Consider the following 25,860-nt stretch of genomic DNA (forward strand, 5'->3'; position numbering starts at 1 on the left):
ATGGTTCAGGGGACTTGATGATGAAAAAGTATCTGTCGATGCTGATGCTCGGCGTCACCGCGCTGGTAGCCGCCACTGCGGCTCAGGCCGGCGCCATCGATGATGCGGTCAAGCGCGGCACGCTCAAGGTCGGCATGGACCCGACCTACATGCCGTTCGAGATGACCGACAAGCGCGGTGAAATCATCGGTTTCGAAGTCGATATCCTCAAGGCCATGGCCAAGTCCATGGGCGTCAAGCTGGAGCTGGTGTCCACCGGCTACGACGGCATCATCCCGGCCTTCCTCACCGGCAAGTTCGACATGATCGGCAGCGGCATGACCCTGACCCAGGAGCGCAACCTGCGCTTGAACTTCAGCGAACCCTTCATCGTGGTCGGCCAGACCCTGCTGATCCGCAAGGAGCTGGAAGGCACCATCAAGTCCTATAAAGACCTCAACGACGAGAAGTACCGCCTGACCTCCAAGCTCGGCACCACCGGTGAGATGGTCGCCAAAAAGCTGATCGCCAAAGCCAAGTACCACGGCTACGACAACGAACAGGAAGGCGTGCTGGACGTTGTCAATGGCAAGGCCGACGCGTTTGTCTACGACGCACCGTATAACGTGGTCGCCGAGAAAAAGGTAGGCAATGGCAAGCTGGTGTTCCTCGACGAACCCTTCACCTTTGAACCCCTGGCGTTCGGGCTGAAGAAGGGCGATTACGACAGTCTCAACTACATCAACAATTTTCTGCACCAGATCCGCAACGACGGCACCTACGATCGCATCCATGACAAGTGGTTCAAGAGCGCCGAGTGGCTCAAGGACATGGAATAAGCCTTAAGACCGGGTTGCCTGTATCGCAGGCAAGCCCTGCCAGGCGACACCCCTCCCGCGGAAAGTGAAATGAAACAGAAAAAAGCCCAATGGCCCTGGCATCTGCTGACCGTGGTCGTGCTGGTCGGCCTGGCCGGCGCGTTGTATTACGCCACTTCGCTGATGGCCTACGAGTGGCGCTGGAACCGCGTGCCGCAGTACTTCGCCTATCAGGCCGAAGACGCCCAGCGCGCCGCCGACATCTCCACGGTCATCGAACTGGTGCGCAAGGGCGACATCGCTGAAGTGACCCTGCGCAATGACGCCGGCGCCGAACAACGTGTGAGCGTGGCTGACAACAGCCTGCAAGTGGCGCGCGGCGATGATGTGGCCGAAGGCGACGTGATCGGGGTGAACCGCCATTGGGCACTCGGCCCACTGATGTGGGGTTTGTGGACAACCTTGTGGCTGTCGGTGGTCTCCGGGATCCTCGGGTTGGCGATTGGCCTGGCCACCGGCCTGTGCCGACTGTCCAGCAACCCCACCTTGCGCGACCTGTCGACGCTCTACGTCGAGTTGGTGCGTGGCACGCCGCTGCTGGTGCAGATTTTCATCTTCTATTTCTTCATCGGCACGGTGCTCAACCTGTCCCGGGAGTTCGCCGGGATCGCCGCACTGTCGTTGTTCACCGGCGCCTATGTAGCGGAAATCGTGCGGGCCGGTGTGCAGTCCATCACTCGTGGTCAGGACGAGGCCGCGCGTTCCCTGGGCCTGAGTGCCAGCCAGTCGATGCGTCACGTGGTACTGCCGCAGGCCTTCAAGCGCGTACTGCCGCCTCTGGCCGGGCAATTTATCAGCCTGGTGAAAGACACGTCGCTGGTCTCGGTCATCGCCATCACCGAACTGCTCAAAAGCGGCCGCGAGGTGATCACCACCTCGTTCTCGCCGTTTGAAATCCTGTTCTGCGTCGCAGGCCTGTACCTGCTGATCAACCTGCCGCTGTCGAAAATGGCCAGCCGGCTTGAGCGGAGGCTCGCGCAAAGTGATTGAAGTCAGCGATCTGGTAAAAGTCTTTGATACCCGTGGGCAGGTGGTGCGCGCGGTCGATCACGTCACCACCCAGGTGGCCAGGGGCGAGGTGCTGGTGGTGATCGGTCCGTCCGGTTCCGGCAAGTCCACCTTCCTGCGCTGCCTTAACGGCCTGGAAGCCTTCGACTCGGGCTCGGTGAGCATCGACGGCCTGCAACTGGCCGATCCCAAGACCGACGTGAACGCCTACCGCCGCGAGGTCGGCATGGTGTTCCAGCACTTCAACCTGTTCCCCCACATGACCGTGCTGGAAAACCTCTGCCTGGCGCAAAAAGTGGTGCGCAAGCGCGGTAAAAAGGAGCGCGAAGCCAAGGCCCTGGCGCTGCTGGAAAAGGTCGGCATTGCGCAGAAAGCCAATGAGTTTCCCTCACGCCTCTCCGGCGGGCAGCAACAGCGGGTGGCGATTGCCCGCGCCCTGGCCATGGAGCCCAAGGTGATGCTGTTCGACGAGCCCACCTCGGCGCTGGACCCGGAAATGGTCGGCGAAGTGCTGGACGTGATGAAGACCCTGGCCCTGGAAGGCATGACCATGGTCTGCGTCACCCACGAAATGGGTTTTGCCCGTGAAGTGGCGGACCGGGTGCTGTTCTTCGACCACGGCAAGTTGCTCGAAGACGCGGCCCCGGCCGAGTTTTTCGCCGCGCCCAGGGACCCGCGCGCCCAGGCGTTTCTGCGTCAGGTCCTGTAGCGGTCAGACCTTGAACCGCTCGACGCACTGCTGCAGGCTCACGCCCAGCCGTGCCAGCTCAACACTCGCCGCTGCCGTCTGTTCGCTGGCCGTGGCGGTCTGCTCCGAGGCGTCGCGCACTTTCAATACGCTGCGATTGATCTCTTCGGCCACCGCGCTCTGCTGTTCGGCCGCTGCCGCAATCTGCGGATTCATGTCCTGGATAACCGCGACGGTGCGGGCGATCTCCATCAGCGCATCGCCAGCGTTGCGCGCCAGGCCGACGCTGCTGTCGGTAAGGGTGCGGCTGTGGTCCATGATGTCGGCCACTTGTTGCGTGCCACTGTGCAGGCCGCTGATCAGCCCTTCGATTTCCTCGGCGGACTGCTGGGTGCGCTGGGCCAGTGTGCGGACTTCGTCGGCGACCACCGCAAACCCCTGACCGGCTTCGCCGGCGCGCGCCGCTTCGATGGCGGCGTTGAGCGCCAGCAGGTTGGTCTGCTGCGAGACGGACTTGATCACGTCCAGCACGCTGCCGATCTTCTGGCTTTCCCGTTGCAGCGCGATCATGGCCTGGCTTGAACGCGCCATTTCATGGGCCAGGTGTTCGATTTGCGCCACGGCATCGGTCACTACCTGATCGCCGATTTCGGTCTGTTGATTGGCTGCAACGGCAGCAATTGAAGCCTGTTCGGCATGCCGCGCGACCTCCTGGGCGGTCGCCAGCATCTGGTTCATGGCGGTTGCCACCTGCTCGGTTTCCGCGCGCTGATGATTCACCCCGGCGCGCGTTTGCTCGGTGACCGTGGACAACTCCTCGGCCGCGCTGGCGACTTGCCTTGCGTTGTCGCTGATGTTGCCGATCAGCCCGCGCAGGTTTGCCGTCATCTGGCTCATGCTGCGTTGCAACTGGCCCAGCTCATCCTTGCGTCGGGTCTGCAGGTCGTCGCTGAGGTCGCCCTGGGCAATGCGGTTGGCCACCGACAGCGCCTGGCGCAAGGGCTTGACGATTTGCCCGGCAATCAGCCACGCCGCCAGCGCGCCGAACAGCAAGGCGGCAGCGGTGATGAGCAAGGTATGGGTGCGCGCCTGCTCGGCCTCGCCGTCGCGGCGCTGGGTCTGGTCCTGGCTTAGCAGATCACTTTGCGCGAGCAATTGGTCCAGCAGTTGCTCCAGCTGGTTTTGCCCGGCCTCGGTGCTCAGTTGAGTGTCCTTGAGGCGTGTGAGGTGGGTGCGGATGCCAAGCACGGTGGTGTTCAACAGGTTGCTGTTGACCGGCAACTTCGCCACGGCGGCCTGAGCCAGTTCCAGATCGCGCTCGGCATCGCTGACCGATTGCGCGTAGGCCTCCAGTGAGCTGGCGGCCCAGGCCGGGCTTTGCGCACGGTCGTCGGCCTGTTCGATGGCCTGACGCAGGTCTTCCACGGCATCCAGGGCTTTTTGATCGTCCTGATCGGGCAGGTCGCTGGCCAGTTGCGTCAGCACGTCGCCGGTCTGCGCGGCATTTTCCTTGAGCTTCGCGCGGGCGGTCTCGCGCTGCTCAACCAGTGCCGGTACCTCCTTGAGTCGGGTTTTGAAGGTGCCGGAAAGACGAGTCATCTCCTGCTGGTGCTCGGCCGCCTTGGGCGCCTGTAGTCGGCTGGGAAGCTGCGTCAGCAGGTCATCGATTTTCTGCATGCCGGTGCCCAGCTTGTTGAGGCTGTCGGCATTGTTCAGGGTTCGGTAAACAATGCGGTCCGCGCGCAATTCTTCACCGGCCACCGCCAGTTGCGACAGCAGCGTGAGCGTTTGCGAGCGGTAAAGAGACGCCTCCAGGGCCTGCCAGCCCGTCGTGGCAATCACAAGGCTCAGGGCGAGTACCAGGGAAAACCCCAGGATCAGTTTGAGGGTGACACTCAGGTCACCCAGCAGATGAGTCATTCGACGAAGCATGATCGACCTCCAACGGGCACGTAACCGGCGTGGTTAAACGCTAGCCCCATCGATGGTCAGTCGGGCCTGATAAACGCGTAGGAAATTTCAGAGGTGGCCGGCGGCGACCGCGAACCGGTCGCCGCACAGGCAAGTGCGTCAGACCCGGAAGCGGCTGACCAACGCTTGCAGATGGGTGCCCAGGCGCGCCAGTTCGGTACTCGATGCGGCGGTCTCTTCGCTGGCTGCGGCGGTCTGCTCCGAGATGTCGCGCACATTCAGCACGCTGCGGTTGATCTCTTCAGCCACGGCGCTTTGCTGCTCGGCGGCGGTGGCGATCTGCGAGTTCATCGCCTGGATGGTCGACACCGTCAGGGTGATGCTCGACAGCGCAGTGCCGGCGCGACGGGTCAGCTCGACGCTGCTGTCGGTGAGGCCGCGGCTGTTGTCCATGATGGTTGCGACCTGCTGGGTGCCGCTCTGCAGACCGACGATCAGATCGGCGATCTCCTCGGTGGACTTCTGGGTACGCTGGGCCAGGCTGCGCACTTCGTCGGCGACCACGGCAAAACCGCGTCCGGCTTCACCCGCGCGCGCGGCCTCGATGGCGGCGTTGAGCGCGAGCAGGTTGGTCTGCTGGGCCACGGATTTGATTACGTCAAGGACGCTGCCGATCTTGTCGCTTTCGCGCTGCAGATGGCCCATGGCCTCGGTGGAACTGCCCACCTCGGCGGCCAGGCGTTCGATCTGGGCGATGGCTTGCGCCACCACCTTGTCGCCTTCACGGGCCTGCTGGTCGGCGGCCACGGCCGCCTCTGAAGCCTCTTCGGCGTTGCGCGCCACTTCCTGCACGGTGGCGGCCATTTCGTTCATGGCGGTGGCCACCTGGTCGGTCTCGACTTTCTGGCTGTTGACGCCGGCACTGGTCTGTTCGGTGACCGCCGACAATTGCTCGGCCGCGCTGGCGATCTGGGTCACGCCGTCGCTGATGCCACCGATCAACTCACGCAGGCCCAGGGTCATGCTTTGCATGGCCCGTTGCAGTTGGCCCAGTTCGTCCTTGCGGACGGACTCCAGGTTGTGGCTCAAATCGCCGGAGGCCACGCGCTCGGCGACCTGCAGGGTCTGGTTGAGCGGGATGATGATCTGGCGCGTGATAGCCCAGGCGGCGAACAGGCCCACGACCAATGCCAGCGCGGCGGCCAGCAGCAGCAGGTATTTGGCTTGCGCGGCATCGCGATCGCGCACGGCGGTCTGCGAAACCGTGAGTTTTTCGCTGTGCCCCATCAGGATCTCGCCCTGGGCGTTGATGGTCTTCAGCGCAGCGGCGGCGGCCGTCTGGGAGTCACGGTACTGGCTGACGGCGGCACGGTAGGCCTGCAGCGACACGCCGGCCTGTTGCAGGTTGGTCAGGTACTGGGCCGGCAGTTGGCCTTCGAGTTCGCTGGCTTTCTTGAGGGCGTTGTCGATGGCGTCCAGCGCCGGCTGTTCGGCCTCGACCTTGCCGCTGTAGGTGTAACCGCGCACCTGGAAGCGTGCCTGCTGGATCAGTTTGCTCAGGCTCACCACGCTGTTGAACTGGGTAACGCTGTCGCCTTGCAGCAGCGCGGCTTCGATCTCGTTGATCTTGGCCACGGCGTTGTCGGCAGTATCGCCCAGCTTGCTGCGCGCGCCTTCACGCTTGAGCCCGGCCTGGACCATGGCGGCGAAGGCTTTTTTGTACTGGCTCAAGGCTTCCTGCTGCTGTTCGACCAGGGCCTTGTCGTCGGGTTGCTCGATCAACTGCGCGGCTTTTTTCAGGCCGTCGTCCAATTGTGCGATCAGGCTGTCGACCGCGCCGGTGCCTTGCTCGCCGCGGCGCATCTCGAAGTCCAGGCGCGCCAGACGCAGGTCTTTGGTCACGCCGTTGAGGCTGGAGATGTAACCCAGCTTGTCACCCCGACCAATCACATCGCCCAGGCTGGTCCAGCCGGTGAAGGTGATCATTAATGTCAGCACCAATACCAGGCCAAAACCCACGGCCAGCTTGGTTTTGACGCTGACATTACCCAGCTTTTCGGCTAACTGACGATACATGTTGCAAACTCCCCTGGAGCAAGGCTTGGACTTATTCAGGAGCTATCGGCAGGGACTCGGGATTCTGTAGCAGTACATAACCGCTGTCGCAGGGTTTTTTCAGAAAAGGCGGGCGAGCAGGGCGGTGACGGCGGTTTCGACGCGCAGGATGCGCGCGCCCAGTTGCACCGGTTGCAGGCCAGCCCTGGTCAGCAGGTCCACCTCGTAGGGGATCCAACCGCCTTCGGGGCCGATGGCCAGCGTGACGGGCTCGTCGAGGCCGCGTGGGCAGGGCGGGTAGTCGCCGGGGTGACCGATCAGGCCGAGGGTGCCTTGGGTCATGGTCGGCAGGCGATCTTCGACGAACGGCTTGAAGCGCTTCTCGATGATAATCTGCGGCAGCACCGTATCGCGGGCCTGTTCCAGGCCGAGAATCAGTTGCTCGCGTACCGCCCCTGGTTCCAGGAACGGCGTCTGCCAAAAGCTTTTTTCCACCCGATAGCTGTTGAGCAGCACCACCCTCGGCACACCCATGGCCGCCACGGTTTGCAGCACGCGGCGCAGCATCTTCGGGCGGGGCAGGGCCAGCAGCAGGGTCAGCGGCAGTTTGGCCGGCGGCGGCTGGTCGAAGCTGACGTGCAGTTCGACCTCGCCCGCTTCCAGGCGCAGCAATTGCGCGTTGCCCATCAGCCCACCGAGGCGGCCAACGCGCAAGTTGTCGCCAACGGCGGCGCGGTGGACGTCCTGCATGTGCACCAGGCGCCGGTCGCGCAGCACCACACGGTCGGCCGCGATAAAGTCGGCCTCCTCAAGCAGCAGCAGATTCACGGCTGGGTCGCTGGCGGCTGGTCGTCGTCGGGCTGGTCTTCGGAGTGCTCGCCCCGCTTGCTGATCAAACCGCTGAACAGAATGCCGATCTCGAACAGCATCCACATCGGCACGGCCAGCAGGGTCTGGGAGAAAATGTCCGGCGGCGTGAGGATCATGCCCACCACAAAGCAGCCGATGATCACGTACGGGCGGATTTTCTTCAGGTACTTCACGTCGACCACGCCGATCCACACCAGCAGCACCACGGCCACCGGGATCTCGAAAGCCACGCCGAAGGCGAAGAACAGCGTCATCACAAAATCAAGGTAGCTGGTGATGTCGGTCATCATTTCCACCCCGGCCGGAGTGGCGGCGGCGAAGAACTTGAAGATCAGCGGAAACACCAGAAAGTAGGCGAAGGCCATGCCGGTGTAGAACAGCAGGATGCTCGACACCAGCAACGGCACCGCAATGCGCTTCTCGTGCTTGTACAGGCCCGGCGCGATAAAGCCCCAGATCTGATGCAGGATCACCGGGATCGCCAGGAACAGCGAGACCATCATGGTCAGCTTCAACGGCGTGAGGAACGGCGACGACACATCGGTGGCGATCATCGTCGCGCCCACCGGCAGGTACTGGCGCAGGGGCGTGGAGACGAAGGTGTAGATCTGCTGGGTGAAGGCGAACAGCCCGGCAAAGATGATGAAGATCGCCGCCACGCAACGCAGCAGGCGGGTACGCAGCTCGGTGAGGTGCGAGACCAGCGGCATGTGCTGGTCGGTTTCCGGTTTATCAGCGCTCATGGGGCTCGCGGCGGCAATGTAGGGTCATGGGGAGCGGGCGCTGCAACAGGCGCCGGCGCGGGTTCTGTGGGAACGGTCGGCGGCGCGGGCGGGGTTTCAACCACCGGTGCGATGCTGTTGGCCGCAGGCTCCGCCGGTTTGGCGGGCTCCTGCACCGGCGTCAGGATCTTGCGCGCCTCCTGCTCCAGCGACAGGATGTGTTCGTTGTGCAACTGGCGGCGGATTTCGTCAGCGCCGATTTCCCGTTCAACTTCCTGTTTGATCGCATTGAAACTGCGTTTCAGGCGACCGATCCACAGGCCCGCCGTGCGTGCTGCACCGGGCAACCGTTCCGGCCCCAGCACCAGCAGGGCAACTAGGCCGACGAGGAGCAGTTCAGAGAAGCTGATACCAAACATTAGTCAGTACTCACAGGTCTTTGCGGGTCGGCTCTTCGACTTTTTCAGCCTGCACGTCGAAGGTACGGCGCTCAGTGATCGGCTGGGTGGCCTGCGGGTGCACGGGTTGGGCCGGCGGCACAGGGTTGACTACAGGGTCGGCGGGTTTTTCATCATCGTTCATGGCCTTGCGAAAGCCCTTGATCGACTCGCCGACATCGGTGCCGAGGTTTTTGAGTTTTTTGGTACCGAATACCAACACCACCACCACAAGAATGACGATCCAGTGTTTCCAGTCAAAAATGCCCATGCTGCAAATCCTCCAGTCTTAGTTATTCAAGCGGACGGGCGCGACGCCTTTTCGGCGTGCCCGGACAAGCCGAAGCGACGGTCAAGTTCATCCAGCACGGCCTGTGGATGCTGCCCCAATTGGGCGAGCATCACCAGGCTATGGAACCACAGGTCGGCGGTTTCATAGATGACATCGCTGCAATCACCGCTGATCTGCGCATCCTTGGCGGCAATGATCGTCTCGACGGACTCTTCGCCGAGCTTCTCCAGAATCTTGTTGAGGCCCTTGTGGTAGAGGCTGGCGACATAGGAACTGTCGGCGTCCGCGCCTTTGCGCGCTTCCAGCACCTGGGCCACACGGTTGAGGGTATCGCTCATGTTCAGTGTCCTGCCGAGTAGATGGCGTGCGGGTCTTTGAGTACCGGCTCTACCACTTTCCACTCGCCGTTCTCGAACACGCGGTAGAAGCAGCTGTGGCGCCCGGTGTGGCAGGCGATGCCGCCGATCTGCTCGACCTTTAGGATCACCACGTCGCCGTCGCAGTCCAGGCGTAGCTCATGCAAGGTTTGCACATGCCCGGACTCTTCGCCCTTGCGCCACAGTTTGCCACGCGAGCGTGACCAGTAAATGGCGCGCTGCTCGGCGGCAGTCAGGCTCAGGGCCTCGCGGTTCATCCAGGCCATCATCAATACGCGCCCGGTCTTGTAGTCCTGGGCAATGGCCGGCACCAGGCCGTCACTGTCCCACTTGATCTCGTCCAGCCAGTCTTTCATGTTCGGCTCCGGCAATTTGCGACAGTGTATAACCGGATTGGCTATCGACGCACGATCAGATAAATACCCACGGCCACCATGACCCCGGCCGGCCAGAAACCCAACTCGTTCAACGGCCCGCCGATGGCGAGCATCACGCCCCCCACCAGGTGTGCGGCGCCGAGCAGGCGCAGGAACCAATCGTCCTTGCGCTTGCGCCATGGCGGCTCCCGGTCCTTGGCATGAGGCTGGGACATGCGCTCCAGCAGGTCACGGGTCATGTTGGCCAGATGGGGCAGTTGCTCCATCTGGCTGTACATGTTGCCGATCATGGTTTTCGGGCTCATGCGCTCGCGCATCCAGCGTTCCAGGAACGGTTGGGCGGTGTTCCACAGGTCCAGGTCCGGGTACAGCTGGCGGCCCAGGCCTTCGATGTTGAGCAGGGTTTTTTGCAGCAACACCAACTGCGGCTGCACTTCCATATTGAAGCGCCGCGCGGTCTGGAACAGGCGCATCAGCACCTGACCGAAGGAGATATCCTTTAACGGTTTTTCAAAGATCGGCTCACACACCGTGCGGATCGCTGCTTCGAATTCGTTGAGCTTGGTTTCCGCCGGCACCCAGCCCGAGTCGATGTGCAACTGCGCCACACGGCGGTAGTCACGCTTGAAGAAGGCAAACAGGTTGCGCGCCAGGTAGTCCTGGTCTTCCGGGGTGAGGCTGCCGACGATGCCGCAGTCGATGGCGATGTATTGCGGGCTCCACGGGGTGACGGTGCTGACAAAGATATTGCCGGGGTGCATGTCGGCGTGGAAGAAACTGTCGCGAAATACCTGGGTGAAGAAGATCTCCACGCCGCGCTCGGCGAGCATTTTCATGTCGGTGCGCTGGTCAGCCAGGGCGGCGAGGTCAGTGACCTGCAGGCCGTAGATGCGCTCCATCACCAGCACCTTGGGGCGGCACCAGTCCCAATACACTTGCGGCACATACAGCAACTGCGAGCCTTCGAAGTTGCGTCGCAGCTGGCTGGCGTTGGCCGCTTCGCGCAGCAGGTCGAGCTCGTCGTAGATGGTTTTTTCGTAGTCGGCGACCACGTCCACCGGGTGCAGCAGGCGCGCATCGGCAGAGAAGCGTTCAGCGGCGCGTGCGAGGACGAACAGCCACGCCAGGTCCTGGCCGATGATCGGCTTGAGGCCCGGGCGAATCACTTTCACCACCACTTCTTCGCCGGTCTTGAGCTGCGCGGCGTGCACTTGCGCGACCGAGGCCGAGGCCAGCGGCTCGACGTCGAAGCGCCGGAACACGTCGCTGATCTTCTTGCCCAACTGGGCTTCGATCAGCGCCATCGACTGCTGTGAGTCGAACGGCGGCACGCGATCCTGCAGCAGCATCAGTTCGTCGGCGATATCTTCGGGCAGCAGGTCACGGCGGGTAGAGAGGATCTGCCCGAACTTGATGAAGATCGGTCCCAGGTCCTGCAATGCCAGACGCAGGCGCGCGCCACGGCTCAGCTCGAGCTTTTTGCGCGGCAGCCAGCGCCACGGCAGCACATAGCGCACCGCCAGCAAAAACCATGGCAGCGGCAGGGCGAACAGCAGGTCATCGAGGCGGTAGCGCATGACCACGCGCTGGATACGAAACAAACGGCGGACGGCGAGCAGCTTCATGCGTTATCGCTTGGATCAAGGGAACGGTTCAGGCGCTCGAAGCGGGCCTCAAGGCGTTCCAGGTCAATTTTGGCCTTGTCGAGTTCACGAAAGCGCGCTTGCGCTTCTCGCTCCCCGACCAGGGTGCGCGCTTCTTCGCTCAGGTATTCGGCGAGGTTCTGGTTAAGGCTGGCAAACCCCTGTTGATACCACTGCGCGCGGCTGCGCAGGTGCCCGCTGATCAATGGGGTGGCCACTGGACCGAGCCAGCGCGACAGCTCGTATTCCCAGTCCAGCTCCAGATCCTGCAACACGGCGGCCAGGTCCATCAGCACCGCGCTTTCGCCTTCCAGGTGTACCTGCGGGCTGTGCAGGATGGCGGTCTTGTTGCGGCTCAGCGCCAGGTGCAACAGGCTGGAGGCCGGCGCGCGCAGGGTGCAATCGGCTTCGGCCGCCCATTGTGTGGCGAGCAGCAGGCCTTCGTCGCTGGGCAGGATGAACAGCTGCAGGGCGGGGCGTGTGCAATCGACGGCAATCACCTTGCCGTTCAAATGCGCCAGCCGCGCCAGTGCGGTGCTGTCCAGGCGCAGTACACGGTTGAGCCCGTGTTCGACGCCGGCAAGAAGGCCCGCGAGCAGCATCAGGGTTTGATGCCGCGGTGCAGGGCGACAATGCCTGAGGTCATGTTGTGGTAGGTCACGCGGTCGAAACCGGCTTCCACCATCATCGACTTGAGGGTTTCCTGATCGGGGTGCATGCGGATCGATTCGGCCAGGTAGCGATAGCTCTCGGCATCGTTGGTGATCAGCTTGCCCATCAGCGGCATGAAGGCGAACGAGTAGGTGTCGTAGACCTTGGACATCAGCGCATTGGTCGGCTTGGAGAACTCCAGCACCAGCAGGCGACCGCCGGGTTTGAGCACGCGCAGCATCGAGCGGATCGCGTCTTCCTTGCGGGTCACGTTGCGCAGGCCGAAGGCGATGGTCACGCAGTCGAAATGGTTGTCCGGGAACGGTAGTTTTTCCGCGTCGGCCTGGACGAACTTGATGTTGTCGGCCACGCCCTTGTCCAGCAGACGATCGCGGCCGACCTTGAGCATCGAGCCGTTGATATCCGCCAGCACTACCTGACCGGTGGGGCCGACCAGCCTGGAGAACTTGGCCGCCAGATCGCCGGTGCCGCCGGCAATGTCCAGCACGCGGTTACCGGTGCGTACGCCCGACAACTCGATGGTGAAGCGCTTCCACAGGCGGTGCATGCCGCCCGACAGCACGTCGTTCATCAGGTCGTACTTGGCCGCCACGGAGTGGAACACCTCAGCGACCTTTTCCGCTTTCTGGCTTTGCGGGACGTTCTTGAAGCCGAAGTGAGTGGTGGGTTCGGCATCGCTGCCTTTGCGCTGATCAGTCATATCGCTGTCACCAAAAGAGAATGCGGCACATGATAATCCCCAAGGCCTGCTTTGTCTTGGCAAGGCTGCAGGTAAGATAGGTGCTTATCGAGACCTTTCGCCGCATTGAAGGTTTCTCAGCCCCTCTTGAAAGGAGTCATTGGCATGGCCCGTATAACCGTTGAGCGTGAGCATTCCCTGGGTAAGGAAGGGGCGCGGGCAAAGGCCGACACGCTGGCGCAGAAACTCCAGGATAAGTATGGGGTGGAGTCAGCCTGGTCTGGCGATACCTTGAACCTCAAACGGTCGGGAGTTAAGGGCACGGTTCGGGTGGATGAAGACTCGCTGCGTATTGACGTGGAACTGGGATTGTTGATGTCGGCCATGAGTGGCACGCTCAAAACCGAGATCGAGAAGGCACTGGACAAGGCGTTGGCCTGATCGATTGTACTTAGGGTGCCGATTCTAATTTTCCAGCCTACTTTGTGCTCAAGCCCTCAACTCCTGCGGGCCGATTTCCGCCCTGATTGATGTGAGGTGCACCATGGCCAAAGTTATGCTGCGAAAAAAAATCGATGTTCAGCCGCCTGTCTTAAGTGACGTTAAACGCTACGCCCGCACGATCTGGCTGGCGGGCCTTGGTGTCTATGCCAAGGTCGGCAGCGAGGGCAGCGCGTACTTCAACGAACTCGTCAAGAGCGGTCAACATGTTGAAAGTAAAAGCAAAAAAGTTGCAGTTGAACAAGTGGCTGCGGCTAACAGTCAGATTGATCAAGTAAAGAGTCATCTCTCAAGCGTCAAAGGCCTGGTTGAAGTTCAACTGGATAAAGTTGAACAAGCTTTTGACTCGCGTGTTGCAAGTGCCTTGAATCGAATCGGCATTGCGTCTAAACATGACGTTGAGACACTCTCTGCTAAGCTCGAAGAGCTGACGGCATTGCTCGAACGTGTCGCGCGTAAACACTAAGGAGACACCGGAATGGCTGTTAAAAAGACTACTCAGAAAGAAGGCAGCTCGTGGGTCGGGGAAGTTGAAAAATATTCCCGCAAAATCTGGCTTGCTGGTTTAGGCGTGTACTCGAAGGTTAGCAGTGATGGCGGCAAATACTTCGAGACTCTGGTCAAGGACGGCGAGAAAGCCGAGAAGTTGACCAAGACCACGGTGGGTAAAAAAGTCGACGCGGCCAAGGCCAGTGCCGGCTCCGCCAAGTCGAGCATTTCCGACACGTGGAGCAAGTTGGAAGAGACTTTCGACAAGCGCCTCAACAGTGCCATTTCGCGTCTGGGCGTGCCGAGCAAGGCAGAACTCAAGACCCTGCACAGCAAGGTCGATACCTTGACCCGGCAGATTGAAAAACTCACTGGCGCCAAGGCGGCTCCAGTGAAAACAGCGGCGGCCAAACCTGCTGCCAAGCCTGCGGTCGCTAAAACGGCAGCCGCCAAGCCTGCTGCGAAAAGCGCGGCCAAGCCTGCCGCCAAGGCCCCGGCCAAGGTGGCTGCCAAGCCTGCTGCAAAAACCGCAGCAGCCAAGCCAGTAGCCAAGCCGGCGGCCAAACCGGTGGCGGCTAAAGCAGCGGCCAAGCCAGCAGCGAAGACCGCAGCCAAACCAGCGACGAAAGCCGCTGCAAAACCTGCAGCAAAAACCGCTGCTGCAAAACCTGCTGCCGCCAAGCCTGCTGCGAAACCTGCCGCCAGAAAACCTGCCGCTGCGAAGAAACCCGCCGCTGCCAAGCCGGCAACCTCGGCCTCAACCGCCTCCGCAGCCAACTCGGTCTCTGCACCGGCGGCAACCTCGACGGCGACGCCGGTCACCCCGACGCCAACCAGTCAGTCCTGATTTTTTTCGGGGTACGCAAAAACGCCCGGCCTGCGAAGGCCGGGCGTTTTTTTGTGTTCGAAAGACAGCACTTGAATAAGTGTGCCCGTTAAACCGGGTCTTGCAGGTAACGCAGCGCCAGCCGTTCGGTGGCCTGGCGTGCCGGCGGCAACAGGTGCGGCGCCACCAGCATCATGATCTGGTAGACCACCACCTGCACCTCACCGACGCGGCCGAGAACGCGCTGATAGTCCAGGGAAAACAGCAGGGTCAGGGTGATCTGCTCCACCAGTTGCCCCAGCGCCTGGGTATCGCTTACCAGTTGCCCGGCGGCCTTGAGCCGCGCCAGCAGCGAGGCGAGGGTGCGCTTGAGGGCGGTGAGCAGGTGGCGAATGCCCTTGGCCAGCTTGGGCAGGCGTCCGGCCAGGTTGGACAGGTCCTGGAACAGAAACCGGTAATGCGCCATGCGCTCGACGATCAGGTGCAGGAACAGCCAGTAATCCTGGGGCTCCAGGTGCGCGTCGGCGGGCGGGTCGAGCAGCGGCGCCAGCTCGGCCTGAAAGCGCTCGAACAGCCCGAGCACCAGCGGCTCCTTGCCATGGAAGTGGTAGTAGAGGTTGCCGGGGCTGATCCCCATTTCGTTGGCCACCTCCATGGTCGACACATTGGGTTCGCCTTTGTGGTTGAACAACTGCAGGGCACATTCAAGGATACGGTCGCGGGTCTTCATCCGGTCTTCTTGGGTTGATCGTTGAGTAGAGCGCAGGCGCACACAGGTGGCCGGCAGTGCGTTCTTACACGGCAGGTCGCGGGTGAATCACGGCGCGCAGGCGCTCCTCCTGAAGAAACTTCATGATGATCGGCGCCACGGCTTCGGCCCGGGTGATCAGGAACAGATGGCCGTCATCGATGATGTGCAACTGCGCATTGGGGATGCGCCAGGCCAGCAGGCGCATGTTGATCAGCGGGATCAGCGGGTCGTCGTCGCCGGCCAGCACCAGGGTCGGCTGGCGGATCTTGTGCAACCAATGGATGCTGGTCCAGCCCAGCCCCGCGAACAGCTGCCAGTAGTAACCCAGCTTGCCCGCCGAGCGCACTTTGCTGGCGTGCTCGGCAGCCAGTCTGGCATCGCGGCGGAACGAGCCGCCGTAGATCATCGGCGCAATACGCACTACGTGGGACGGCTGGATATAGCGGCGCGGGCTTGCCATCAGCCACAGCACCCTGGGTTTGCCCGGCACCATCACCGCACCCGCCGCCGTGGCCGCCAGGATCAGTTTCTTGCAGCGTTCCGGGTAGTCATGGGCGAACTGCTGCGCCAGCGCGCCGCCCCAGGACACGCCCACCACGTTGACCTGGCCGTAGTCCAGATAATCGAGCATGCGCGCGGTGAGCCTGGCCAGGCCCGGGAAGCGGTAGGGTCGATTGGGCGTCGAAGAACCGCCGACGCCGGGCACATCGAAGGCAATTACTTCCAGGTCCGGGTCCAGGGCCTGCACGAACGGAAACACCAGCTCCAGGTTGGCGCCGATGCCATTGAAGATCAGCAGCGGTGTCATGTGCGGCTTGCCCGGGCGCACCGCCGTGCGCAGGGTCTGGCCGCCCAGGTCGATGGTGCGGAAGATGAACGGTTGCGACATGCTCAAGCCCTGTGCAGTGTTACAGCTGGAATGGGATCGAACTGTGGGAGGGGGCTTGCTCCCGATGACGGCATATCAGTGATGCAGATGTTGACTGACACATCGCTATCGGGAGCAAGTCCCCTTCCACAACTGATCTCATCCCATCATAAAAGTGTGTTCTAGCGTTCATGCACATAGGTGCCCGGCGCCGCTTCGGCTGCGGCGTAGGCTTTATTGCCCAGTTTCGCGGGGGCTTTCTTCAATTTTCCGGCGCGTTCTGCCTGCCACGCCTGCCAGTGCAGCCACCACGAATCGGTGTGCTTGGTCGCATTCTCCTGCCACTCCAGCGGCTTGCCCGCCAGGCCGTCGCTGGTCTGATAGCGCGCCTTGGGGTTGCCCGGCGGGTTGAGGATGCTCTGGATATGTCCGCTGCTCGACAGCACGAACTCCACCTTGCCGCCAAACAACTGCGCCGACTTGTAGCAGGACTGCCACGGCGTAATGTGGTCGTTGGTGCCGGCCAGGGAGTAGATATCGGCGGTGATCTGCTTGAGATCGATGGGCGTGCCGCACACTTCCAGGGCATTGGCGCGCACCAGGGGGTTGTTCTTGAACAGTTCGATCAGGTCGCCGTGGAACGCAGCCGGCAGGCGCGTGGTGTCGTTGTTCCAGAACAGGATGTCGAACACTGGCGGCTCATTACCCAGCAGGTAGTTGTTGACCCAGTAGTTCCAGATCAGGTCGTTGGGGCGCATCCACGCGAATACCTTGGCCATGTCGCGGCCTTCGAGTACCCCGGCCTGATAGGAATGGCGCTTGGCCGCTTCCAGGGTCTGTTCGTCGACGAACAGCGCCACCTGAGTGTCCAGCGTAGTATCCAGCACGCTCACCAGCAGGGTCAGCGCGTTGACCTTGCTCTCGCCCAGCGCCGCGTAGTGGCCCAGCAGCGCAGTGCAGGTGATGCCGCCGGAGCAGGCGCCGAGCATGTTGATGTCCTTGCTGCCGGTGATCGCGCTGACCACGTCCACCGCTTCCTTGAGCGCTTCGATGTAGGTCGACAGGCCCCACTCGCGCTGGGCCTTGGTCGGGTTGCGCCAGCTGACGATAAAAGTCTGCTGGTTATTGCGCAGGCAGAAGCGCGCCAGGCTTTTTTCCGGGCTCAGGTCGAATACGTAGAATTTGTTGATCTGCGGCGGCACCACCAGCAGTGGGCGCTCGTGCACCTGTTCGGTGATCGGCTTGTACTGGATCAGCTCCAGCACGTCATTGCGAAACACCACCGCGCCTTCGGTGGTGCCCAAGGTCTTGCCCACTTCGAAGGCGCCCATGTTGACCTGGCTGGGCATGCCGCCGTTGTGCACCATGTCCTTGGCCAGGTGGGACAGGCCGTCGAGCAGGCTTTTGCCGCCAGTCTCGAAGAAGCGTTTGACCGCCGCCGGGTTGGCCACGCTGTTGGTGGGGGCCATGGCTTCGGTCATCAGGTTGATCACGAAGTGACCGCGGCTGATGTCCTGGGGCGACAGGCTGCTGTCGTCGATCCAGTCGTGCAGTTCCTTGCGCCACGCCAGATAGGTTTGAAGATAGCGTTTGTAGAGCGGGTTCTGGCTCCAGGTCGGGTCGCTGAAGCGACGGTCGTCGTGCTCCGGCACCAGCGCAGATTGGCCGAACATCACGTTCTTCAACTCGAGCCCAAGGTGGGCGGCATGTTTGACGCTGTGCAGCGGTTGCCTGATGGCCTGGGTCAGCACCATCTTCGCCGAGGCGAGTAAGTCCTTTTTGCGTAACGCGATGATCGGGTTCAGCCCCAGGGTGTTTTCCGAGGCCTGGCGTTTCAAGTCATCGTTGTTCTTGTCACTCATCTACGACGCTCCATTGTCCGAAAGACGAGTACCAGTCATGCCCGAGCGTCCAGTTTCGATACACGGCACAAACCAGGTACTGCAACTTGGGTGACCGTTGATACCGCATCGTCAAATGCAGGGAACTTGCCAGTTCCATTGGTTACCCGAGTTTAATTTTTTCCGCAAGCGGGCCAATCATTGACCACGGGACAGAGCATTCAAGCAGATGAAATTAGAAAATGCTCTCTAAAGCTCAGGAAGCCTGAGCTAGAGCATCAGCCGCACGACCGATTCGCTTGGGTCGCGGGTTTTGCCGGCGGCCTTGAGTTCGGCCAGGTAGTCGGCCCACAGGTTTTCCTGACGCACGGCCAGTTGGTAGAGGTAATCCCAGGTGAACAGTCCGCTGTCGTGGCCGTCGTCAAAGGTCAATTTCAGTGCGTACTGGCCGGCCGGTTCCACCTTGATCAACTTAACGTGGAGCTTGCCGAATTGCAGGATGGGTTTGCCGTGGCCCTGGACCTCGGCGGAAGGCGAGTGAGTACGCAGCAGCTCGGCGGGGAGTTGGTACACTTCGTCAGGCCCGTAGGTGAGGCCGAGGGTGTTGGAGGTTTTGTGCAGGTTTACAGCGGTAGGGAATTTAGACATTGGCGATATTCCAAAATGTGGGAGGGGCTTGCTCCCGATAGCGGTGTGTCCGTCAGCTTATCGGATACTGACACACTGCTATCGGGAGCAAGCCCCCTCCCACACTTTAGAGCAGGGCGGTCACAGGATGTAGCGCGACAAATCTTCGTTCTGCGCCAATTCGCCCAAGTGGCTGTTGACGTAATCCGCGTCGATTTTGATCACTTCGCCATTTTGCGCACCGGCCAGGTCGCCGGCACTGAAGGACACTTCCTCCAGCAAACGCTCAAGCAGCGTGTGCAGGCGACGGGCCCCGATGTTCTCGGTCTTCTCGTTGACCTGCCAGGCAATCTCGGCCAGGCGCTTGATGCCGTCCGGCTGAAACTCGATACCCAGGCCCTCGGTTTTCAGCAATTCACGGTACTGCTCGGTGAGCGAAGCATGCGGTTCGCTGAGGATGCGCTCGAAGTCACCCGGCGTCAGCGCTTTGAGCTCCACGCGAATCGGCAGGCGGCCTTGCAGCTCCGGCACCAGGTCGCTCGGTTTGCTCAGGTGGAACGCGCCGGAGGCGATAAACAGGATATGGTCGGTCTTGACCATGCCCAGCTTGGTGTTCACGGTGCAGCCTTCGATCAGCGGCAGCAGGTCGCGCTGCACGCCTTCGCGGGATACATCGACACCACCGGAGTTGCCGCGTTTGGCAACCTTGTCGATCTCGTCGATGAATACAATGCCGTGCTGCTCGACCGCTTCCAAGGCCTTGGCCTTGAGTTCTTCCTCATTGACCAGGCGCCCGGCTTCTTCGTCGCGCACCAGTTTGAGCGCGTCCTTGACCTTGAGCTTGCGGCTTTTCTTCTTGCCCTTGCCCATGTTGGCGAACAGGTTCTGCAACTGGCTGGTCATTTCTTCCATGCCAGGCGGTGCGGAGATGTCGACGCCAGAGACTTCGGCGACTTCGATCTCGATTTCCTTGTCGTCCAGTTGCCCTTCACGCAGACGCTTGCGGAACAGCTGGCGCGTATTGGAATCGGTGGACTGCGCCGAGTCTTCGTTGAAACCCATGCGTGCCGGAGGCAGCAGGGCGTCGAGGATACGTTCTTCGGCGGCGTCTTCAGCACGATGGCTGACCTTGGTCACTTCCTGTTCGCGCAGCATCTTCAGGGCAGCGTCGGCCAGGTCACGGATGATCGACTCGACATCACGGCCCACGTAGCCCACTTCGGTGAACTTGGTCGCTTCGACTTTGATGAACGGTGCGTTGGCCAGTTTGGCCAGGCGCCGGGCGATCTCGGTTTTACCCACGCCGGTAGGCCCGATCATCAGGATGTTCTTGGGTGTTACTTCAACGCGCAGCTCTTCGGGCAGTTGCATCCGGCGCCAGCGGTTACGCAGGGCGATGGCGACGGCGCGCTTGGCATCGTCTTGGCCGATGATATGGCGGTTGAGTTCATGGACGATTTCGCGGGGAGTCATGGACATAGTGTTTGGCGGCCTCAAGCGCAAATAAGCCTACGGCTTACTCGGCGAGGTCCTGCTCCTCAATGGTGAAGTTGTGGTTGGTGAACACGCAGATATCGCCGGCGATACCCAGCGCGGTCTCGACGACTTCGCGGGCCGACAGGTCGGTCTTCTTCAGCAGTGCACTGGCCGCCGCCTGGGCGTAGCCACCGCCGGAACCCATGGCGATCAGGCCATGTTCAGGCTCAACCACATCGCCGTTGCCGGTGATGATCAGGGACGCGTCCTTGTTGGCGACCGCCAGCATGGCTTCGAGGCGGCTGAGGGAGCGGTCGGTGCGCCATTCTTTGGCAAGCTCGACCGCAGCGCGTACGAGGTGGCCCTGGTGTTTTTCCAACTGGCCTTCGAAACGCTCGAAGAGGGTGAAGGCGTCGGCGGTAGCGCCGGCGAAACCGGCAAGCACCTGGCCGTGGTACAGGCGACGCACTTTCTTGGCGTTGCCTTTCATCACGGTGTTGCCCAGGGAAACCTGGCCGTCGCCGCCCATGACGACTTTGCCGTGGCGACGTACTGAAACGATGGTGGTCAAGGGGAGAGTCTCCACGCAGCGGGGCGAAAATGCCCTGATGGAAACTGATATGGGGGTGGTGGGGGGATTTCAACTATAAGGGCTTTGTGCGGACAAGCGGCGCGGCAGTGTCGGACTCATTCTGAAGATCAATGAAAGTCCAATGTGGGAGGGGGCTTGCTCCCGATGGCGGTGCGTCAGTCACTGAATGCGTGACTGAAACACTGCTATCGGGAGCAAGCCCCCTCCCACATTTTGACCAGCGTTACGCCTGGATCAGCGGCTCTGGCGTTGTTGTAACAACAGGTTGCTAAAGCCCGCGCCGGCCAGTTGCTTCTGCGCCACGGTCAATTGCTCACGGTTGCTGAACGGGCCCACCAGCACGCGGTACCAGGTCGCTTCCTTCACCGTGCCGGACTCCACCGAAACGGTCTGGCCCAGCAGGATGATCTGCGCGCGAACGCGCTCCGCATCCGCCTGTTTCGGGAACGAGCCCGCCTGCAGGAAGAACTTGGTCACCGGCGCCGCCTTGGTTTCGGCAACTGGCGGTGCCGGCGGCGGAGTGATCCCGGCCAGCGCCGCCTGGGCGCGGGCGGTGTCGATTTTTGCAGCTTCCGCCGGGGTCACCGGGGTGGTCGGCACCTGCGGCGTCGGCAGGGTTTTTTCCGGCACGGCATCAGGCGGCACGATCACTTCCGACTCGGGCAGCAGCGTGTAGAAGTCGTATTTCGGCTTCACTGGTGCGGTCGGGCTGGGCGCGGTCTTGTTGGCCTCGGCCATTTTGCTGGCCTTCTGCTGTTCCTGCTTGACCCGTTTGACGTCGTCGCCCTGGCCCGGGTCCAGCTTCATCAGGAACACGACAAACGCGCCGACCGTAAGGCCGATCGCCATCCACAGCCAGCCCGGAATCGGCTTCTTTGCCGGGGCCTGATAGCGGCTCGCGCCGCGCTTGGGTGCTGGTTTCTTCTTGGCAGCCAACTTACATACGCTCCAGGGTTTCCAGGCCTAACAGTTCCAGGCCTTGCTTGAGGGTCCGTCCAGCCAGTGCGGCGAGGCGCAGGCGACTGTGCTTCTGGGCTTCGTCGTCGGCGGTGAGGATCGGGCAGTTCTCGTAGAAGCTGGAGAACAACCCGGCCACTTCGTACAGATAGGTGCAAAGGATGTGCGGCGTGCCCTTTTCGCCGACGCTGTTCAGCACTTCGCCGAACTGCGCGAGTTTGGCCGCCAGCTCGTGTTCCTGGGGGGCCTGAAGATTGATCTGGCCCTGGACTTCGCTGAAATCCTTGCCCAGTTTGCGGAAGACACCGGCCACGCGGGTGTAGGCGTAGAGAAGGTAAGGCGCGGTGTTGCCTTCGAAGTTCAGCATCAGCTCGAAGTTGAAGCTGTAATCGCTGGTGCGGTGCTTGGACAGGTCGGCGTACTTCACCGCGCCAATGCCCACCACGCGGGCGATGTTGCGCAGGTCGGCCTCGGCCAGCTCCGGGTTCTTTTCCTTCACCAGGGTGTAGGCACGTTCCTGGGCTTCGGTCAGCAGATCGATCAGCTTCACGGTGCCGCCGTCGCGGGTCTTGAACGGGCGGCCATCGGCGCCGTTCATGGTGCCGAAGCCCATGTGCTCCATGTGCATCGGGTGGGTGACGAAACCTGCACGGCGGGCCACTTCGAACACCTGCTGGAAATGCAGGGCCTGGCGCTGGTCGACGAAGTACAAGGCGCGGTCGGCCTTGAGTACGCCGCTGCGGTAGCGCACGGCGGCGAGGTCGGTGGTGGCGTAGAGGTAGCCGCCATCGGCCTTGACGATGATCACCGGCAGCGGCTCGCCGTCGGCGGTCTTGAATTCTTCGAGGAACACGCACTGCGCGCCGTTGCTCTCGACCAGCAGGCCTGCGGCCTTGAGGTCGTTGACCACGTTGATCAGGTCGTCGTTGTAGGCGCTTTCGCCCATTACGTCGGCCATGGTCAGTTTGACGTTGAGCAGCTCGTAGATGTCCTGGCAGTGGGACAGGGAAATCTCACGGAAACGGTTCCACAGTGCCAGGCATTCGGCGTCACCGGCTTGCAGCTTGACCACCAGGCCACGTGCGCGGTCGGCAAACGCCTCGGACTCGTCGAAGCGTTTTTTGGCCGCGCGGTAGAAGTTCTCGAGGTCGGCCAGCTCGTTGCTGGTGATCGGGTTCTCCTGCAGGTAGGCCATCAGCATGCCGAACTGGGTGCCCCAGTCGCCTACGTGGTTCTGCCGGATCACGGTGTCGCCGAGAAACTCCAGCACCCGCGCCACGCCGTCGCCGATGATGGTCGAGCGCAGATGGCCGACGTGCATCTCCTTGGCCAGGTTGGGCGCCGACAGGTCGACGACCACGCGCTGGCTGTCGTCCGCTTTGCGTGCCCCGATGCGGGCGTCGGCCAGGGCTGCATCCAGGCGCGAGGCCAGGGCCTGGGTGTTCTGGAAGAAGTTGATAAAGCCCGGGCCGGCGATTTCGGCCTTGGTGACGCTGGCGTCGGCGGGCAGCGCGGCGATGATTTTTTCTGCCAGGTCGCGGGGCTTCATGCCGGCCGGCTTGGACAACATCATCGCGATGTTGCTGGCGAAGTCGCCGTGGGTCTTGTCGCGGGTGTTTTCCACCTGGATCGCCGGCGACAGGCCTTCAGGCAACACACCTTCGTTGACGAGTTGGGTGAGGGCTTGCTGGATCAGCTGGCGAATGGTGTCTTTCATGGTGTTCTCTTTCAACCGCAAGCGGCGGCGCGCGATGCGCAGGTGGAAAAACTGGGCATTATCCGTGGCGAGGGCGAGCTTGCCAACCGTTCAGACCGTATGGCGGACCTGCGGGCTTCATCGCGGGCGAGCCCGCTCCTGTATTTAAAGGTATTCACATTTCAACTGTGGGCGCTGGCGTGCCTGCGATAGCGATCTGGCTATCAATACAAATCCACCGGATCCACATCCAGCGACCAGCGCACCTGCCGGCCGCCGGGCATTTGCTCCAGGGCCAGCAACCAGCTGCTCAACAGCCGGTGCAACGGTGCGCGGGAGGTCGCCTGCAACAGCAATTGGGCGCGATAACGCCCGGCGCGGCGCTCCATGGGGGCGGGCACCGGGCCAAGCAGCTCGATGCCGCTCAGACCCAGCTCTGCCAGCAAACGTTCAGCGGCGCTGCACGCCTCATCGAGGAAGCTTTCGGCCTGCCCCGGTTTATGGGCTTCGGCGCGCAGCAGGGCGAGGTGGGCAAACGGCGGCAGGCCGGCGGAGCGGCGTTCGCTCAGTGCCTGTTCGGCGAAGGCGAAGTAGCCCTGTTCGGTCAGCTGGATCAGCAGCGGGTGGTCGGCCAGGTGTGTCTGGATAATCACCCGGCCCGGCTCTTCGGCGCGGCCGGCGCGGCCGGCAACCTGCACGATCAACTGCGCCATGCGCTCGCTGGCGCGAAAATCCCCGGAGAACAGGCCGCCGTCCGCATCGAGGATCGACACCAGGGTGACCCGTGGGAAGTGATGCCCTTTGGCGAGCATCTGTGTGCCCACCAGAATGCACGGCTGGCCTTTCTGGATGGTGGCAAACAGCTGATTCATGGCGTCTTTGCGCGAGGTGCTGTCACGGTCGACCCGCAGCACCGGGTAATCCGGAAACAGGATGCCCAGGCGCTCTTCGGCGCGCTCGGTGCCCGCGCCGACGGGGCGCAGGTCGACCTTGCCGCACTGCGGGCAGTGGCGCGGCACCCGCTCCACATGGCCGCAATGATGGCAGCGCAGCTCGCCGTGGCGCTGGTGCACGGTCATGCGCGCATCGCAACGCTCACATTCGGACATCCAGCCACAGTCGTGGCACAACAGCGTTGGTGCGAAACCGCGTCGATTGAGAAACACCAGCACCTGCTGGTCGGCGGCGAGGGTCTGGCCGATGGCTTGTTGCATCGGCCCGGAAATGCCGCTGTCCAGCGGACGGCTTTTTACGTCCAGACGCAGGAAACGTGGCTGTTTGGCGCCGCCGGCGCGCTCGTTCAGGCGCAGCAGGCCATAGCGGCCGGTGTAGGCGTTGTGCAGGCTCTCCAGGGACGGCGTGGCCGAACCCAGCACAATCGGAATGTCCTCCTGGCGCGCGCGCACCAGCGCGAGGTCGCGGGCGTGATAACGCAGGCCTTCCTGCTGTTTATAGGAGCCGTCGTGCTCCTCGTCGATGATGATCAGCCCGGGATTTTTCATCGGCGTAAACAGCGCCGAACGGGTGCCGATGATGATGTCGGCCTCGCCGTCCCGCGCCGCCAGCCACGACTCCAGGCGCTCACGGTCGTTGACCGCCGAGTGCACCAGGGCAATGCGCGCATTGAAGCGTTGCTCGAAACGCGCCAGGGTCTGCGGGCCCAGGTTGATCTCGGGGATCAGCACCAGCGCCTGTTTGCCGGCCTGCAGGGTCTCGCGGATCAACTGCAAATAGACTTCGGTCTTGCCGCTGCCGGTGACGCCGGCCAGCAGGAACGCGTGAAAGCTGTCGAAGCCCGCGCGGATCGCTTCATAGGCGGCGCGTTGCTCGGCGTTCAGCGGCAGCTCCGGCTGGGCCAGCCAGTGTTCATGGCGCGGGTCGGGCGCATGTTTGCGGATTTCGACCTGCACCAGCCCTTTGGCCAGCAGCAGGTCGAGGCTGTCCTTGCTCAGCATCAGCTTGCTTAACAGTTGATGCGCCACGCCATGGGGGTGCTGCGCCAGGGTGGCAAGAGCCTCACGCTGGCGCGGGGCGCGGGCGATGCGCGGGTCGTCGAGGCGCGCGCCGGGCACCGTGGACCAGAAGCGTTCCTGGCGCGCTTCGGCCAGTTCGCCCTGGCGCAGCAGCACCGGCAGCGCCCAGCTCAAGGTGTCGCCAAGGCTGTGCTGATAATACTGGGCGGTCCACAGGCACAGCTTGAACAGCGCCGGTGGCAGTGGCGCGGTGGCGTCGATGATCGCCAGTGCGGGCTTGAGCTTTTCGGCTGGGACTTCACTGTGGTCGGCAATTTCCACCAGTATGCCGATCATTTCCCGGCGGCCGAACGGCACGCGCACGCGCATGCCCGGCTGCAACTGCGCTCGCAGCACACCGGCCGGCGCGCGGTAATCGAACAGGCGGCGCAGGGGCGAGGGCAGGGCTAGGCGCAAAATGGCGTCGGGCACGCGAGAGGTCTCATCTATAAATGCAGGCGGTGGTGCAGGGGCGCGAGCCTAGCAGACAGGGGGAGGCTTGGGGTAGCCGACAGTTTTCTGATGAAAGGAAGGGTTTGGGCTGTGAGCGCCGCTTGCGTGATTTGAAAGGTCTGTTAGAATCCGCGGCCTAATTACGTGCGGTATTCGACAATAGTGTCGAGTGGCGGCACGCTA

26 protein-coding genes and 1 pseudogene are annotated in these 25,860 nt (G+C 62.3%); 6 read left to right on the plus strand and 21 right to left on the minus strand.

Translation table 11 applies throughout. The features are described from left to right. Window positions 1-20 precede the first annotated feature (20 nt). The 3 genes from VRB54_RS01660 to VRB54_RS01670 all read left to right on the plus strand — a co-directional run bounded on the left by VRB54_RS01660 (window position 21) and on the right by VRB54_RS01670 (window position 2,574). A complete protein-coding gene (locus VRB54_RS01660) occupies window positions 21-818 on the plus strand; it encodes a transporter substrate-binding domain-containing protein (RefSeq protein ID WP_209990623.1) in 798 nt (265 codons plus the stop codon). Window positions 819-887: 69 nt separating this feature from the next. Next, window positions 888-1,847, plus strand: a complete 960-nt coding sequence (locus VRB54_RS01665) for an amino acid ABC transporter permease (protein WP_338479276.1) — start codon at window positions 888-890, stop codon at window positions 1,845-1,847. Then, complete coding sequence (locus VRB54_RS01670; protein ID WP_338479277.1) at window positions 1,840-2,574, plus strand: amino acid ABC transporter ATP-binding protein; 735 nt, start codon at window positions 1,840-1,842, stop codon at window positions 2,572-2,574. The genes VRB54_RS01665 and VRB54_RS01670 overlap by 8 nt, the downstream gene beginning before the upstream one ends. A 3-nt stretch (window positions 2,575-2,577) precedes the next feature. Here VRB54_RS01670 and VRB54_RS01675 read toward each other — a convergent pair whose 3' ends face one another. The 12 genes and pseudogenes from VRB54_RS01675 to ubiE all read right to left on the minus strand — a co-directional run bounded on the left by VRB54_RS01675 (window position 2,578) and on the right by ubiE (window position 12,609). Further along, window positions 2,578-4,485 carry a methyl-accepting chemotaxis protein gene (locus tag VRB54_RS01675; RefSeq protein ID WP_338479278.1) on the minus strand — a complete coding sequence of 636 codons (1,908 nt, stop codon included), beginning with the start codon at window positions 4,483-4,485 and terminating at the stop codon, window positions 2,578-2,580. A gap of 138 nt (window positions 4,486-4,623) precedes the next feature. Further along, window positions 4,624-5,496, minus strand: a complete 873-nt coding sequence (locus VRB54_RS24425; protein ID WP_422396089.1) for a methyl-accepting chemotaxis protein — start codon at window positions 5,494-5,496, stop codon at window positions 4,624-4,626. Continuing rightward, window positions 5,482-6,540, minus strand: a pseudogene (locus VRB54_RS24430) (methyl-accepting chemotaxis protein); the annotation flags it as partial. The pseudogene VRB54_RS24430 and the gene VRB54_RS24425, both read right to left, overlap by 15 nt. Window positions 6,541-6,639: 99 nt before the next feature. Further along, window positions 6,640-7,347, minus strand: a complete 708-nt coding sequence (locus VRB54_RS01685; protein WP_338479280.1) for a 16S rRNA (uracil(1498)-N(3))-methyltransferase — start codon at window positions 7,345-7,347, stop codon at window positions 6,640-6,642. Further along, window positions 7,344-8,132 (minus strand): twin-arginine translocase subunit TatC, encoded by a 789-nt coding sequence (gene tatC, locus VRB54_RS01690; protein WP_338479281.1) that lies wholly within the window; start codon window positions 8,130-8,132, stop codon window positions 7,344-7,346. Before tatC ends, VRB54_RS01685 begins: the two co-directional genes overlap by 4 nt. Next, window positions 8,129-8,530, minus strand: a complete 402-nt coding sequence (gene tatB / locus VRB54_RS01695) for a Sec-independent protein translocase protein TatB (RefSeq protein ID WP_057008529.1) — start codon at window positions 8,528-8,530, stop codon at window positions 8,129-8,131. Before tatB ends, tatC begins: the two co-directional genes overlap by 4 nt. A gap of 10 nt (window positions 8,531-8,540) precedes the next feature. After that, complete coding sequence (locus VRB54_RS01700) at window positions 8,541-8,819, minus strand: twin-arginine translocase TatA/TatE family subunit (protein ID WP_003237389.1); 279 nt, start codon at window positions 8,817-8,819, stop codon at window positions 8,541-8,543. Window positions 8,820-8,845: 26 nt separating this feature from the next. Next, window positions 8,846-9,178: a phosphoribosyl-ATP diphosphatase gene (locus tag VRB54_RS01705; RefSeq protein WP_209987548.1), complete on the minus strand. Its 333-nt coding sequence runs from the start codon at window positions 9,176-9,178 to the stop codon at window positions 8,846-8,848. 2 nt (window positions 9,179-9,180) lie between these two features. Further along, window positions 9,181-9,573, minus strand: coding sequence for a phosphoribosyl-AMP cyclohydrolase (hisI, locus tag VRB54_RS01710; RefSeq protein ID WP_057008528.1), 393 nt, complete (start codon window positions 9,571-9,573; stop codon window positions 9,181-9,183). A 41-nt stretch (window positions 9,574-9,614) separates the two neighbouring features. Then, window positions 9,615-11,219, minus strand: coding sequence for a ubiquinone biosynthesis regulatory protein kinase UbiB (ubiB, locus tag VRB54_RS01715; protein ID WP_338479282.1), 1,605 nt, complete (start codon window positions 11,217-11,219; stop codon window positions 9,615-9,617). Next, window positions 11,216-11,839: a ubiquinone biosynthesis accessory factor UbiJ gene (locus VRB54_RS01720; protein ID WP_338479283.1), complete on the minus strand. Its 624-nt coding sequence runs from the start codon at window positions 11,837-11,839 to the stop codon at window positions 11,216-11,218. The genes ubiB and VRB54_RS01720 overlap by 4 nt, the downstream gene beginning before the upstream one ends. Beyond that, entirely contained in the window at window positions 11,839-12,609 is a 771-nt protein-coding gene (gene ubiE, locus VRB54_RS01725) for a bifunctional demethylmenaquinone methyltransferase/2-methoxy-6-polyprenyl-1,4-benzoquinol methylase UbiE (RefSeq protein WP_209987558.1), read from the minus strand. The genes VRB54_RS01720 and ubiE overlap by 1 nt, the downstream gene beginning before the upstream one ends. A gap of 144 nt (window positions 12,610-12,753) precedes the next feature. Between ubiE and VRB54_RS01730 the strand changes: the two genes are divergently transcribed. From VRB54_RS01730 to VRB54_RS01740, 3 genes are all read left to right on the plus strand, one after another. Further along, window positions 12,754-13,029, plus strand: a complete 276-nt coding sequence (locus VRB54_RS01730) for a polyhydroxyalkanoic acid system family protein (protein ID WP_338479284.1) — start codon at window positions 12,754-12,756, stop codon at window positions 13,027-13,029. 103 nt (window positions 13,030-13,132) lie between these two features. Beyond that, the gene (locus VRB54_RS01735; protein WP_338479285.1) at window positions 13,133-13,555 is read left to right on the plus strand and encodes a phasin family protein; all 423 of its coding nucleotides are present in this window, start codon (window positions 13,133-13,135) and stop codon (window positions 13,553-13,555) included. A gap of 12 nt (window positions 13,556-13,567) precedes the next feature. Then, window positions 13,568-14,425 (plus strand): phasin family protein, encoded by an 858-nt coding sequence (locus VRB54_RS01740; RefSeq protein ID WP_338479286.1) that lies wholly within the window; start codon window positions 13,568-13,570, stop codon window positions 14,423-14,425. An 88-nt stretch (window positions 14,426-14,513) separates the two neighbouring features. On the opposite strand, the gene VRB54_RS01745 is transcribed toward VRB54_RS01740, so the two are convergent. From VRB54_RS01745 to VRB54_RS01785, 9 genes are all read right to left on the minus strand, one after another. After that, complete coding sequence (locus tag VRB54_RS01745; protein WP_338479287.1) at window positions 14,514-15,134, minus strand: TetR/AcrR family transcriptional regulator; 621 nt, start codon at window positions 15,132-15,134, stop codon at window positions 14,514-14,516. A 64-nt stretch (window positions 15,135-15,198) separates the two neighbouring features. Continuing rightward, entirely contained in the window at window positions 15,199-16,044 is an 846-nt protein-coding gene (gene phaZ, locus VRB54_RS01750; RefSeq protein ID WP_338479288.1) for a poly(3-hydroxyalkanoate) depolymerase, read from the minus strand. Window positions 16,045-16,205: 161 nt separating this feature from the next. After that, window positions 16,206-17,885: a class II poly(R)-hydroxyalkanoic acid synthase gene (gene phaC, locus VRB54_RS01755; protein ID WP_338479289.1), complete on the minus strand. Its 1,680-nt coding sequence runs from the start codon at window positions 17,883-17,885 to the stop codon at window positions 16,206-16,208. 249 nt (window positions 17,886-18,134) lie between these two features. Beyond that, on the minus strand, window positions 18,135-18,512 hold the full coding sequence (locus VRB54_RS01760; RefSeq protein WP_338479290.1) for a DUF971 domain-containing protein: 378 nt from the start codon (window positions 18,510-18,512) through the stop codon (window positions 18,135-18,137). A 120-nt stretch (window positions 18,513-18,632) separates the two neighbouring features. Beyond that, window positions 18,633-19,970 carry an ATP-dependent protease ATPase subunit HslU gene (hslU, locus tag VRB54_RS01765; protein ID WP_003237340.1) on the minus strand — a complete coding sequence of 446 codons (1,338 nt, stop codon included), beginning with the start codon at window positions 19,968-19,970 and terminating at the stop codon, window positions 18,633-18,635. A gap of 37 nt (window positions 19,971-20,007) precedes the next feature. Further along, window positions 20,008-20,538, minus strand: coding sequence for an ATP-dependent protease subunit HslV (hslV, locus tag VRB54_RS01770; RefSeq protein ID WP_003237338.1), 531 nt, complete (start codon window positions 20,536-20,538; stop codon window positions 20,008-20,010). A gap of 255 nt (window positions 20,539-20,793) precedes the next feature. Next, a complete protein-coding gene (locus tag VRB54_RS01775; RefSeq protein WP_209987582.1) occupies window positions 20,794-21,495 on the minus strand; it encodes an SPOR domain-containing protein in 702 nt (233 codons plus the stop codon). Window position 21,496: 1 nt separating this feature from the next. Next, a complete protein-coding gene (argS, locus tag VRB54_RS01780) occupies window positions 21,497-23,233 on the minus strand; it encodes an arginine--tRNA ligase (RefSeq protein ID WP_338479291.1) in 1,737 nt (578 codons plus the stop codon). Window positions 23,234-23,436: 203 nt separating this feature from the next. Next, the gene (locus VRB54_RS01785; protein WP_338479292.1) at window positions 23,437-25,656 is read right to left on the minus strand and encodes a primosomal protein N'; all 2,220 of its coding nucleotides are present in this window, start codon (window positions 25,654-25,656) and stop codon (window positions 23,437-23,439) included. Window positions 25,657-25,860 lie beyond the last annotated feature (204 nt).

The organism is Pseudomonas trivialis (genome assembly GCF_036864995.1).
Taxonomy (GTDB): Bacteria; Pseudomonadota; Gammaproteobacteria; order Pseudomonadales; family Pseudomonadaceae; genus Aquipseudomonas; species Aquipseudomonas trivialis.

Bases quoted from the DNA above. Each gene is read 5' to 3' on its own strand.
- phaZ (WP_338479288.1), bottom strand. From the start codon at position 16,044: ATGTCGCAACCGTTCATCTTCCGCACCATCGACCTGGGCGGCCAGACC.
- tatC (WP_338479281.1), bottom strand. From the start codon at position 8,132: ATGAGCGCTGATAAACCGGAAACCGACCAGCACATGCCGCTGGTCTCG.
- VRB54_RS01740 (WP_338479286.1), top strand. From the start codon at position 13,568: ATGGCTGTTAAAAAGACTACTCAGAAAGAAGGCAGCTCGTGGGTCGGG.
- VRB54_RS01720 (WP_338479283.1), bottom strand. From the start codon at position 11,839: ATGCTGCTCGCGGGCCTTCTTGCCGGCGTCGAACACGGGCTCAACCGT.
- VRB54_RS01735 (WP_338479285.1), top strand. From the start codon at position 13,133: ATGGCCAAAGTTATGCTGCGAAAAAAAATCGATGTTCAGCCGCCTGTC.
- VRB54_RS01760 (WP_338479290.1), bottom strand. From the start codon at position 18,512: ATGTCTAAATTCCCTACCGCTGTAAACCTGCACAAAACCTCCAACACC.
- ubiE (WP_209987558.1), bottom strand. From the start codon at position 12,609: ATGACTGATCAGCGCAAAGGCAGCGATGCCGAACCCACCACTCACTTC.
- VRB54_RS24425 (WP_422396089.1), bottom strand. From the start codon at position 5,496: ATGCAAAGCATGACCCTGGGCCTGCGTGAGTTGATCGGTGGCATCAGC.
- VRB54_RS01705 (WP_209987548.1), bottom strand. From the start codon at position 9,178: ATGAGCGATACCCTCAACCGTGTGGCCCAGGTGCTGGAAGCGCGCAAA.
- hslU (WP_003237340.1), bottom strand. From the start codon at position 19,970: ATGTCCATGACTCCCCGCGAAATCGTCCATGAACTCAACCGCCATATC.
- VRB54_RS01730 (WP_338479284.1), top strand. From the start codon at position 12,754: ATGGCCCGTATAACCGTTGAGCGTGAGCATTCCCTGGGTAAGGAAGGG.
- ubiB (WP_338479282.1), bottom strand. From the start codon at position 11,219: ATGAAGCTGCTCGCCGTCCGCCGTTTGTTTCGTATCCAGCGCGTGGTC.
- VRB54_RS01675 (WP_338479278.1), bottom strand. From the start codon at position 4,485: ATGCTTCGTCGAATGACTCATCTGCTGGGTGACCTGAGTGTCACCCTC.
- VRB54_RS01745 (WP_338479287.1), bottom strand. From the start codon at position 15,134: ATGAAGACCCGCGACCGTATCCTTGAATGTGCCCTGCAGTTGTTCAAC.
- VRB54_RS01665 (WP_338479276.1), top strand. From the start codon at position 888: ATGAAACAGAAAAAAGCCCAATGGCCCTGGCATCTGCTGACCGTGGTC.
- hisI (WP_057008528.1), bottom strand. From the start codon at position 9,573: ATGAAAGACTGGCTGGACGAGATCAAGTGGGACAGTGACGGCCTGGTG.
- phaC (WP_338479289.1), bottom strand. From the start codon at position 17,885: ATGAGTGACAAGAACAACGATGACTTGAAACGCCAGGCCTCGGAAAAC.
- argS (WP_338479291.1), bottom strand. From the start codon at position 23,233: ATGAAAGACACCATTCGCCAGCTGATCCAGCAAGCCCTCACCCAACTC.
- tatB (WP_057008529.1), bottom strand. From the start codon at position 8,530: ATGTTTGGTATCAGCTTCTCTGAACTGCTCCTCGTCGGCCTAGTTGCC.
- VRB54_RS01660 (WP_209990623.1), top strand. From the start codon at position 21: ATGAAAAAGTATCTGTCGATGCTGATGCTCGGCGTCACCGCGCTGGTA.
- VRB54_RS01700 (WP_003237389.1), bottom strand. From the start codon at position 8,819: ATGGGCATTTTTGACTGGAAACACTGGATCGTCATTCTTGTGGTGGTG.